At 46.2% G+C, this 10,911-nt stretch carries 11 protein-coding genes; 3 read left to right on the plus strand and 8 right to left on the minus strand.

Annotation, left to right across the window (positions count from 1 at the left end):
* Both HA494_06290 and HA494_06295 read left to right on the plus strand, forming a co-directional pair.
* On the plus strand, nucleotides 1–213 hold a 213-nt coding region (locus tag HA494_06290; GenBank protein ID NHV97378.1), incomplete at its 5' end, for an aminotransferase class V-fold PLP-dependent enzyme.
* Nucleotides 210–659 (plus strand): SUF system NifU family Fe-S cluster assembly protein, encoded by a 450-nt coding sequence (locus HA494_06295; GenBank protein NHV97379.1) that lies wholly within the window; start codon nucleotides 210–212, stop codon nucleotides 657–659. The genes HA494_06290 and HA494_06295, both read left to right, overlap by 4 nt.
* Nucleotides 660–699: 40 nt before the next feature.
* Here the strand turns inward: HA494_06295 and HA494_06300 are convergent, their stop codons facing one another.
* Nucleotides 700–1,464: a hypothetical protein gene (locus tag HA494_06300; protein NHV97380.1), complete on the minus strand. Its 765-nt coding sequence runs from the start codon at nucleotides 1,462–1,464 to the stop codon at nucleotides 700–702.
* A gap of 55 nt (nucleotides 1,465–1,519) precedes the next feature.
* A complete protein-coding gene (locus HA494_06305) occupies nucleotides 1,520–2,605 on the minus strand; it encodes a hypothetical protein (GenBank protein ID NHV97381.1) in 1,086 nt (361 codons plus the stop codon).
* Nucleotides 2,606–2,861: 256 nt separating this feature from the next.
* Here HA494_06305 and HA494_06310 point away from each other — a divergent pair, with 256 nt between their 5' ends.
* Nucleotides 2,862–4,007: a CoA transferase gene (locus HA494_06310; protein NHV97382.1), complete on the plus strand. Its 1,146-nt coding sequence runs from the start codon at nucleotides 2,862–2,864 to the stop codon at nucleotides 4,005–4,007.
* Nucleotides 4,008–4,073: 66 nt separating this feature from the next.
* On the opposite strand, the gene HA494_06315 is transcribed toward HA494_06310, so the two are convergent.
* From HA494_06315 to HA494_06340, 6 genes are all read right to left on the minus strand, one after another.
* Nucleotides 4,074–4,922, minus strand: coding sequence for an oxidoreductase (locus HA494_06315; GenBank protein ID NHV97383.1), 849 nt, complete (start codon nucleotides 4,920–4,922; stop codon nucleotides 4,074–4,076).
* 4 nt (nucleotides 4,923–4,926) lie between these two features.
* A complete protein-coding gene (locus HA494_06320) occupies nucleotides 4,927–7,497 on the minus strand; it encodes a molybdopterin-dependent oxidoreductase (GenBank protein ID NHV97384.1) in 2,571 nt (856 codons plus the stop codon).
* A gap of 181 nt (nucleotides 7,498–7,678) precedes the next feature.
* Complete coding sequence (locus HA494_06325) at nucleotides 7,679–8,203, minus strand: hypothetical protein (protein NHV97385.1); 525 nt, start codon at nucleotides 8,201–8,203, stop codon at nucleotides 7,679–7,681.
* A gap of 80 nt (nucleotides 8,204–8,283) precedes the next feature.
* Complete coding sequence (locus HA494_06330) at nucleotides 8,284–9,534, minus strand: hypothetical protein (protein ID NHV97386.1); 1,251 nt, start codon at nucleotides 9,532–9,534, stop codon at nucleotides 8,284–8,286.
* A gap of 169 nt (nucleotides 9,535–9,703) precedes the next feature.
* Complete coding sequence (locus tag HA494_06335; GenBank protein ID NHV97387.1) at nucleotides 9,704–9,874, minus strand: hypothetical protein; 171 nt, start codon at nucleotides 9,872–9,874, stop codon at nucleotides 9,704–9,706.
* Nucleotides 9,861–10,911: molybdopterin-dependent oxidoreductase (locus HA494_06340; GenBank protein ID NHV97388.1), on the minus strand; the 1,051-nt coding region annotated here is incomplete at its 5' end. The genes HA494_06340 and HA494_06335, both read right to left, overlap by 14 nt.

A 10,911-nucleotide genomic window follows, 5' to 3' on the forward strand; every position in this document is an offset into this window, starting at 1 on the left:
AACCTATCTGGTATACATCCGCACGACTTGGCGACCATACTTGATGAAGAGGGTATCGCTATAAGAGCCGGGCACCACTGCGCTATGCCACTGATGACCAAACTTGGTGTCGCAGCGACCGCCAGAGCGAGCTTCTACATCTATAATAGTGAGAGCGACATAGATGCTCTAGTAGAGGGGCTATATAAAGCGAGGCGCATATTCAAACTATGAGCTCAGAATTCTACCGCGATATGATACTTGACTACTATCGCCACCCCAGAAACTACGGGAGCATAGAAGATGCGCAAATAAAGGTGCAGGAATCTAACCCACTGTGCGGCGACGACATCGAACTCTACATAAAACTAGATGCAGACAAAAAGGTAGAAGATATAAAGTTCAAAGGCAAAGGATGTGCTATAAGCATAGCGTCAGCCTCTCTCATGACGGAACTTTTGAAAGGAAAGAAGCTGGATGAACTTCTCTCATTCTCTAAAAAAGACCTACTCGATGCGCTTGGTATTGAGACTCTTGGCCTTAATCCTGTTAGGATAAAATGCGCACTTCTGCCCTACAAAGCATTAAAGATCGGGATCTATAACCATCTCGGTGAGAAGATTTCTGAGGAAGAGGAACACCTACTCGACTACGAAGCTGATGCTGAGGGGGTTTCATAACATATATTTTCCATACCAGCGCACAGTTCCTAGGAGCTTCTTAAAGAGATGGTGGTGAATATTTCCAAGCGTTGCCCCACGTATCTAGGAACGCTATTTGCTCAAGAGGTTTCCTTGGGGGCGGAGGCGGCTCAACAGCTGCTTTACCGATAAACACTAGAGCGCAGAGCTCCATCTCAGGGGGCGCGTTCAGAATTTCTGATATTTTATCTCTATAGAATGTCCTAACAGCAGCACCAACAGCTCGATGCTCAACTTTAATCTCCTTCCTCGCGAAGCCTCCTGCCCAGACCGAGCCGAGTCCTCGGCTCGTGGCTACGAGCAGCATATTCTCTATAGCTGCACCCATATCGTATGCATTAGTTAGTGTTGGGCTTAGTTCCTCAACTACCTTCCGGTAGACCGCTATTAGAAGATCGGCTTTGAACATGTTAATGATACCATCTACTGTGAACTTTTTAAGTAGATCGTCGAGGTCAGGCTGATCCTTTATGTTGTGCGTTGTTATGTCTCGCCCCGTAGATTTTCTGATCGCCTGCACCATCGTCTCCAGCGCTTCACCACCTACTTTAAGTCTATTCCACGCCGTTCTTGTAATGTTCAACTCGATGTCTATCACCACATCCATTATCTTCTTCTTGACCTCTTTGTCTCGAATGACAACAAATGCCCACTCTTGCCTATTTTGCGCAGATGGCGCCCAGCGAGCAGCCTCTAACACCTCCCTTACCACGTCATCGCCGACAGGCTCTGGGATAAAGGATCTTACACTTCTCCTTTTCATTATGCATTCAAAAACATCCATTCTATCAAACACCTCCGCATACTACACCGACCTTCTATTTGTAAATCTTACGTCTTTAAACCTCTATCCGGTAATAGGGTTGAGGATAAGCTGGTGTAAAGCTTTTAGCAGACCATTTTTCAAACCTTATAGAGTATTCTGCTGATATTCTTCGGAGCCCCTCCAAGACCGCCTGTGATAGATCTTCAGGGCTTAATTCTGCCCTAATATTCATCACAACATCTAATTTTGAACATACTGGCGGTTCAGAATCAAAGATGACGCCTTGACTCAAATCGACTAGGCTAGCCTTACCAGCACCGTCACTTGATGAAAAGAAGAGCTTTAGATGAGCTATGCGTCGCTTCTTCTCTACAATCGTCTTGCCGATCAAACTCAGTAAATGGGAGAGAGGATGCTTCATCGAAATTGGCTTATTAGATGCGAGTGTAAAGGAACCGTTAAACCACCCTAGATCTGCTTCGGCTGCAGCATACATATCATAATCGACATCGACACCACCCTTCCGCTCATACCTTCTATTCAAGATGTAATCACATAGTCTATCTAGGTTATAGCCAGTTTTGGCTGAGATAAACAAACACTCCGGCTCCTCAAAATAAAACCTCTTTAACGCATCAAGCACCTTAGGTTGCTCCGACTGATCTATCAGATCGACTTTGTTAATACATATTAGATCTGCTTCTTGGAGCTGCCAAGCCATGAGAGCTAACTGTCTATCCTTAGAGGCATCTAACCCTGCTACGTTGAGCACCTTCTTCGCATCCACCAACACAACATAAGGTGCTAGATCTAACTTCCCCTTATGATACTCTGTAAGCGGGTTGTAGACGGTCGCTACAAGGTCTGTGCAGCTACCAACAGGTTCTGCAAGAATCAAATCGGGCTTGACTAAGCTCACGAGTTCGTCAACCTTCGTTATAAAATCAGGAAACCTACAGCAGAAGCAGCCATTTTGAACCTCAACAAAAGGAAAACCAGCCCAGCCAACTACCTTACTGTCAACAAGAACATCCCCCTGATCGTTCGTTACAATGGCAACCTTCAAGCTATGCTCAGAAACAAACTTCCTACCTATCGAAACTATTAACGTAGTCTTGCCAGCTCCAAGATATCCACCTATCACAGCCAGCTTAGGCATCTAACTATTCGCCTCACACACTACGACCAATATGGTAATATTTGAACCTTTCGACCCCTCTTATATCAACCTTTGTAGCGATCTCATAACCCTACCATCTACCTAGATTATCTTTTTAGCACAACCTTCCTGTTTGCAACTTGCTTCTCCAGCTAAGGTCTATGGTTGTGTATCAGTAAGGCTACTTGGCGCCGCTCTAGCTGATCAAGAAAACATTTAATAACAGGTTTCGTAAGATAAGGAAATCGATCTACCTATGATTACAGCTCCGCTTGAAGGAATAAAGGTTCTAGATTTCACTCACGAAGTATCTGGACCTCACTGCACAATGCTTCTAGGCGACTTAGGTGCGGAAGTGATTAAGGTAGAGGTCCCTGGGAGAGGGGACAGAGGGAGACACTGGGTCGGAATGCTTGAAACAATCTACATAACAAATAACAGAAACAAGCGCAGCATCGTCCTAGATCTTAGAACTGAAGAAGGGCGAAAGATCGCCGTCGAGCTAGCTAAAAAGGTTGATGTTATAGTGGAGAACTTCGTGCCAGGAACCTTAAAGAAATTTGGATTGGATTACGAGAGCGTCAAAAAAATCAACCCAACCATAATCTACTGCTCTATATCAGGCTATGGGCAAGACGGGCCGTATAGCAGCCGCCCCGCCTGGGATCCAATAATTGAAGCCGAATCTGGGCTGATGTCACTAACCGGAGACCCTGAACCGTGTTTACCTTCAAGGATACCTGCATCTATCATCGATTATGGCGCAGGCGTTTATGCCGCGTTGGCGATAACTTCGGCTCTCTTATATAGAGAGAAGACCGGGAAGGGTCAATTTATCGACGTCTCAATGCTTGACGTTGCATCGTTATGGGCAGGATACTGGATTGCCTACAGCTCCATAACCGGAAAAATACGAGAAAGAATGGGTTCTGCTGCGCCGGTCGGTGCACCATACCAGGTTTTTAAGACAAAGGATTCCTACGTTTTCATAGCGGCATTCGAGGACGAGCACTGGAGGAAATTCTGCCAAGTAATAAAAGCAGAGGAGTTGCTCAGCAACCCCCTCTATACGACGAAGGAGGAGAGATATGCAAATAGGTCAAGCCTAGTAGAAAAACTTAACAGTATACTACAAGGCTGGGAGACTGCAAAGCTTGTAGACGCTTTAGTTGCTGCTGGAGTGCCTTGTGCGCCAGTAAATACCACACTACAAGTGGCAAATCACCCGCAATTAATCCATCGTAATATGATACTTGAGATTCAATACAAAGGGCAGAAAGTAAAGGTGCCAGGCATACCTTTTAAGTTCTCTGAGTGTCAACTAAAGATTAGGCATCTACCCCCAGCGGAGGTCGGTCAGCATACAAAGGAAGTTCTACGTGAATTCGCATTAACACAGTAACCTCTCTTAACCGCTTGAATCGCGCTGTTTTGCTGATCAAAAATATTATGAATAGTTTTTATGCGACTAGATTCTTTCGATAAATATGTTGCCCAGATAGATGTCGTTTCTATCGATTTTTAAGCGTAGTTCTTTGGGCGCATAGCCTGCGTATGCGATTCTTAAACTGTATGTTGTGTCAGAGTCCAAGCCATCAAATTCGAAGCCGCCGAACGAGTCTGTGAATACCGTTTTATTTACACCCGTTCTCTCGTTTATAAGAGTTACCTCAACACCCTCAGCACATTCATCCGTATCTTTACAAACAATGTTTCCGGCTATGAAGTATTTAGTTATTCTGTAAAGATTCATGTAATAGACATTTGGCTTTGTATCGTACTCTGGATGGTAGGGTTCAGCCAACCCTCCCTTTACTATTTTACTTACTTCACTTTGATCATCCTCTAAATCGCCGAAGATCATAGCCCCGCTTGGGCAGGCTTGAACACATCTAGGGGTTTTACCGCTTTCAATACGGTGAACACAGAAGGTGCACTTCTGCGGGATACCCTTTTCGTCGTTCCAGCTCACTACATGATAGGGACAACCCTCTACAATTTCTCTTTGACCAGCTGCTCTTTGAGGGTCTATAACCACTACTCCATCGGCTCTAACATATACTGCGTTGTTTCTAGCCACTTTCGCGCAGGGAGGATCGCCACACTGCATGCAGAGGATCGGCATATAGGCGACCTTTACATGAGGGAACTTCCCTCTTTCTCTTTTCATCAACCTTATCAACGTTTGATCCAGTTTCTTTATGCCCACCGAGTAGGGTGGATAATCATTATCCCAGAATTCGTCTTTGCAAGCGATAAAACATGAGTAGCAGGCTATGCACTTATCTATGTCGATAACCATCGCCCATCTTGCCATTCTTTCACCCCCACTTTGATACCTCTACCATACATGAGTTTGGTGCCATTCCGCTAGCGTTTTTAGACATTAAACGGGCTGGCGTCAGTATATTGATGCACCCTCCACGATCAGGAGATTCTCCAGGCTCGCCAAGAGGATCATATATAGCGCTCGCCTCATAGGAATGTACGACTCCTGGCCGTATTCTTTCTGTGACTTCGGCTATGCAGATAACAGCTCCCCTATCGTTGTACACTTTAACCAAGTCGCCGTCAACTATCCCTCTTTTACTCGCATCCTCCGGGTTTATTCTGAGTATCCAGTAGTAGTACCCATCTTTACCCTTACGCCTATGGTCAGGGATGTCATTAATCCAGCTCTCTTTACCATCATACTGTGTGAAGAAGGTATAACGTGGGTGTGGCGATACCAATTGAAGTGGATATTTTTGTGCAGCAGGGCTTTCAGGCCCCTCCCACGACGGTATATACTTCGGTATAGGCGGTCTCTCGGGGTCTGATGGATCAAACCTTTTCAAGGTGGTTGATTCGAATTCCAGTAACCCGGATGGTGTTCCAAGGCCGCATCCGTCTGGAATACCCATGATTCTACCTCCTGTAAGCCCTGTATCTGGTGTGTCCCTTTTTCTCGCTTCGGCGAACCATCTCAAAGCCGGTGTTGGTTTGTATGGCTTAGGTAGTGGAACAACGAAGTACCCCTTTTTCTTAAACTCTTCCCAAGTAAGATATTTCGATAGATCTGTAACCTCGAACAGTCTCTTCACCCAATCAAGTTCTGTCATTCCGTTTTCCGTATATTTCTCATAGAACCCTAACCTTTTTGCAACAGTTGCGAATATCTGGTAATCGGATTTCGATTCACCGAGAGGCTCTATACACTTCATCTGGAAAACTATTATCCGGTGGTTTGTTGAATCGGATAGGTGTGGTGTGTATCCGCCTGATGAAGCCCATTCTCCGATATCCCATCTTTCAAAGTTTGTGCACGCAGGTAGTATTAGATCGGCAAATTTAGCTTCACCTTCGAACCAGATCGCTTGGTTGACGACGAACTCAAGTTTTGGGCTTCTGTACATTCTAACCCATCTATTGGTCTCGGTCATTGTGGAGATGTAGGCCGTACCATATCTCCAGAACATCTTAGCTGTGGGAAAGCCGTCTTCAGGATATTTGTACTCTCTGAACTGCGCCTCAGGATACGCGCCTGCAAAACCCTTTCCCCTCCACCTCACTGGTGGATTCAAAATAGCTTCAGGTAAGAGGAGCCTCAAAATGTGCTGCCCTTGAGGCTCATTTACGGTCCATCTGACAGGCATCTTAGTGACTCCTCTAGATAGTAGGATGGCTCCGGCTGTGTTAGTTGCGTCCCCTGAGATGCCTCCTTCAGCGTAGCCTGGGAAGTAGAATTGCGCGTTATATGGTACTCCAGCTGTTGTACCCCATATATTCCTTCCAGGCTTGCCTAAGCCCTGCATAGCGGCTAAAAGAACCATCATCCTAGCCCATTCGTGGCCGTAGGCAGCTCTGCAGGCGCCTCCCATTCCACCTCGTCCTATAGCAAGCATAGTCTTCTTCCTCGCCCATTCTCTTGCCAGCGCCCTTATCTCTCTAGCGGGTACGTCGCATTTCTCTTCAGCCCACTCAGGGGTCTTTGGTACTCCGTCATCTTTACCTAAAACATAGTCCCGCCATTTTTCGAAGCCTAAAGTTCTTTTTTCAATATAATCCTTGTCATATGTATCTTCTTTGATCCACGTGTAAGCGATAGCTAAAGCCAAGGCTGTGTCTGTTCCAACCTTTGGAGCGAGCCATTTATCGGCGAAGTTCATCGCGGTCCAATTGAAGAAGGGGTCGATAAAGATCATCCTTACACCAAGTTCCTTTAACCAGAACCTCCAAGGCACAGATTCGTTACCCGCGTATGTACCTAGCGTTGCGTGTGGATCGCAAGACCAGAAGACAAGAAGCTCACAGTGCTTTAGGCCGTCTTCAAGAAGGTCGTATTGCTCTGGGATTCCCAGCCTCCACGAGAAACCCCAGTGGTGCATCGCACCCCAGAACCAACCCTCCCAGCTGTCTGGGTTATGATCCACATATGTGGCTCCTAGCATAGCCATGAATCTGTGGTAAGCGCTGAACCTATATCCCACATTTCCCCAGCTATGATGTGAAGACGGTGTTGTGATTATCGCTGGGGCGCCATAGTTTCTAATGATACGTTCAATTTCTGATGATAGGATATCAAGAGCCTCTTCCCAACTTATTCGCTCGTATGCTGATTTGCCTCTGTTTTCTGGGTTCCTCGAACCGTTTGGGTTAAAGTCTACTCTTTTAAGTGGGTAAAGAATCCTATTGGGAGCATATACTCTGGCTCTTGTTGATAAGGTCCAAGATGCGACCAACGCTTTTCTTGGAGGTGAGAATTTCCGCCCTCTTGCTTCAATAACCCACGATTCCGCATCATCTTGGCTCAATTCAAGCGGTTCAACGCGTACTATCTTACCATCTTCTACATACACGAAGACAGGTCCGCCTTTCGTACAATTGGTATACCGCACCACTTTTTCAGCCATAAATACGAGCACCTGTCTTCTTAATGCTCAACTCCCTTAAAAGTTTATTGTGATTCTTTTGTCGAATTTGTACTTCAGTTAGCTGGCTACATCAGTTGTCAAGAGAAATATCCAATAAGATAAGAGCCTCTTTAGACCATACTTATAATAACAATTGTTTCGTTGAAAAGTTGATAATGGTTTAAGTCTTCACTACAGCTGCGAAGCCTTTTTCTCTCATGCATCTTGCCCTATCTTCAGCCGCTTTAGTGGCCCAGAGGAATACGTTTCGCTTCTTAGCCCAATCATAGGCTACGTAGAATCTGTCGTCATCCTTTACGCATTCAACTATAAGATCAGCGATGCCTTCGAATTCCCCTCGATCCGTGATAAATTGATGCGATTGCTCCCATAGTTTGTATGCTATCTTCTCATAACTTGCTTGGATGCCGCTTTCGGCGAGAGTCTTCATCTTGTCCTCTATACTTTCAGCTACCACAACTAAGCAGTTCTTCTTTCTCTTCCAGTCTACCGCAACATAACCGTGCTCGTTGGATTTAAGGGATGGGGCGAGCTTCTCCATCATCGATCTGTATTGTGAGATGTCGGTTGCAGAGGGTGATGTGATCTCGTATCCGCTTAAGGGCATCTCTTTCGCATCAAAAGTGATGAGCTCTTCCTCCGGTTTAAAGAGGTCAACCTCTCCTTCACGTGGTATAAAGATCACTGCTCAACACCTACCTTTATGTCTCACCACATACCCTATTTAATAGTTTTTCGCTTGACGGGTATATGGGGATAGAGGCTTTAACCAGCACCGCAAATCTGATACTCATCGACGCAGACTGGTAGATCTTCTCTTTCGAGGATTAGGCTACCATCCTCTTTTTCCTTTAGCTTTATAGGCGGTTTTCGTGAAGCCAGCTTATCGATCATACCTTTTATCCTCTCTATATACATCTTTTCTAACTCAGGATCTGTTTTCACGACCCTCTTGGCGACTCTGTCGCAGTAATCACAGCCTACGCAGGCGATTAAGCAAGGTGGATCGTTCTTTACAAAGAATTCATACCACCCATCCAGCGAACGGTTGTTGATAGATATCTTAAGTGGAGGGAGGGGCCTAGCGCTTGGGTCGAACATATCCTTGGAGAAGTGCAGATAGGAGTTATCGATCAAAGCGTAGATATCTCCTTCATACTTACCGGAGAGGTAAGCTTCGATGAGCCTCAGAAGGATTTTGGCTGGTAGGCCTCTACCAGCGATCTTGATGTAATCGATACCGATTTCTGTGTAATACCTTACGTCCTCAGGTCTAAACCACGGTGCCCTTATGATCTCCTTATGGTTGGTCAGTCTTTCAAGGGTGCATCTCATGAATGGGTAGGGCAGATACGAGAAGCCAACCTTATCTTCAACCACATACTGAGAGACGTGAGCGTTTATTGTGTCGTGGTAGGTCTTCATAGGGCATTTGAGCAAACCACCGTTATTAGCTATCACCTCAAGATCTGCTCTAATCTCTCTCCTTATTAGCTTGAGTAGCTTAAAGCAGCGGTTAATATCTTCATTCAACGTAAGCCTATCTGCTCCGAGTCTCTCATACATTAAAGCCCGCTCTAAAGAGTCTATGTAGCAGATGGAGGACGCATTGATCTTGAACTCGGGGTAGTTCTTAGCCACGTACTCGATAAGATAGGGTATCGCGATTATGAGAGTATCAACCTTCATGCTTGAAAGACTATTTAGGAGGTCGTCGAGGCTCTTATGACCCCACTCCGTATACTCTACAAGGTTCATGCATACCGAGTTCAGGGTGAAGGCGAACTCCATTTCATATGAGTGGGCTTGTTCAACGTGTTTTGCAAACCTCTCTTCATTAACCTTCGGGAGGATTGTTGAAGCCCTACCAGTGCCAAAGGCTGTCTTGAACGAGCCGTAGATTTCGTGGACGCGTGCGTTCAAATCCTTATACTTCCTATTCAGCTTGTCGACTTCGTCCAAGAAGTAGTCTTCGAAGGTAGTTGGTACGCAGAGCTTTGTCATCGGTTCTCCCAAAGACTCTGAACACCTATTCTTTATATTACTACGCCCCCTTAATTAGTTTGCCCTATCGAAAATTGGTTACTGGATGATTTTATAGGGTAAGGATACCTCACCTCTTAAAAAATCAACTACGCATTAAATGTCAAAAGTAAAAAGGGGAAGAGGGTTTAGGTTGTAGCGCCTATGAGAACCCTACAGGGGACGACCATATGTCTCTTCTCTTCTGCATCAGCTCCTTGACCACACATTCATCACAGAATAGCTTGAAGGCGTAGCCTTCAAGCTCAAGCGGGGCTTGGCAGTAGCCGTAGCCGTAGATGCATCTGTGGTTCTTCTTTTCATCCGAGAGCATCTATACCTGTCGCCTTGTAGACCTTACAGAGGAGACCTCTATTGGTCCAGTTGCCGCACTCCCTGTCGAGTGTTTCGGGTTCATCGAGGGTCAGAACGTTCGCGTTGGAGATGAAGACGCCGTGAAGATACGGCTCTTCTCCGGGCATTTCGGGGAACCACCAGCTTGCCTCGCAGTTCACCACTCTCGGGTGAATGGCGGTCGTTAACCTAGCCCTCTGTCTTATCCTTCCTCTAGGTGTCTCAATCCAGACCCAGTCCCCGTCAGCTATACCGAGCTCACGCGCCGTTTCTGGGTGTATCTCCACAAGCGGCCACGGGTGCTGCTCTCTCATACCGTAGCCCCAGTGCCTATGCTCCGAGTGGAACTGCGGCCTAAACCTCCCTCCGGTGGTCAGTATCAGTGGGTATTCCCTTGCGAGTGTAGGTTTGCTTACGGGGCTCTCAACCGGCTCCTCATATTTTGGTAATGGATCTAGACCGAGTAGCTCAAAGGTGTAGTTGTAGATTTGGGCACGCTTACTGACGGTAGCGAAGCCGAATGGCTTACCGGTCTTGGGGTTTATCTGCTCGTACTGCTTTTCAATAGGTGTGTAGATTATACATTTCTTCACCGCTTCCTCGAATGTCATACCTATAGATGACAACCTGTAGTCGATCACTTCACGATAATCCTTCCAGGGGAAGTATTCGCCCCACCCGAACCTTTCAGCTAGTCCTTTGAAGAAGTCGTATTCATTCTTCCGCTCACCGAGCGGCTTAACCGCAGCATCCCAGACCGCTACAGCCGAGTGGAAGTCTTCGAAGGTGCCACAGTAAGGCCTTTCGAACATCTTAGACTGCATCGGCAGAACATAGTCTGCTAGCTGCGCTGTTGGTGTCATCCAGTATTCAAGCACAACGTGAAGTTCCAATCCAGGGTGTTTAAGGGCTTTATAGACGAGCTTTGTGTTGGCTGCGTAGACGAGCGGGTTACCTCCGAAGGTTATCAGACCCTTGATCGGGTAAGGTTTCCCAGTTATTATGGCGCGCCAGAGG

Source organism: Nitrososphaerota archaeon, assembly GCA_011605775.1.
GTDB lineage: Archaea > Thermoproteota > Nitrososphaeria > Nitrososphaerales > JAAOZN01 > JAAOZN01.

Coding starts and splice junctions, on each gene's coding strand:
- HA494_06310 (NHV97382.1), top strand. CDS start 2,862: ATGATTACAGCTCCGCTTGAAGGAATAAAGGTTCTAGATTTCACTCAC.
- HA494_06320 (NHV97384.1), bottom strand. CDS start 7,497: ATGGCTGAAAAAGTGGTGCGGTATACCAATTGTACGAAAGGCGGACCT.
- HA494_06300 (NHV97380.1), bottom strand. CDS start 1,464: ATGGATGTTTTTGAATGCATAATGAAAAGGAGAAGTGTAAGATCCTTT.
- HA494_06315 (NHV97383.1), bottom strand. CDS start 4,922: ATGGCAAGATGGGCGATGGTTATCGACATAGATAAGTGCATAGCCTGC.
- HA494_06295 (NHV97379.1), top strand. CDS start 210: ATGAGCTCAGAATTCTACCGCGATATGATACTTGACTACTATCGCCAC.
- HA494_06335 (NHV97387.1), bottom strand. CDS start 9,874: ATGCTCTCGGATGAAAAGAAGAACCACAGATGCATCTACGGCTACGGC.
- HA494_06305 (NHV97381.1), bottom strand. CDS start 2,605: ATGCCTAAGCTGGCTGTGATAGGTGGATATCTTGGAGCTGGCAAGACT.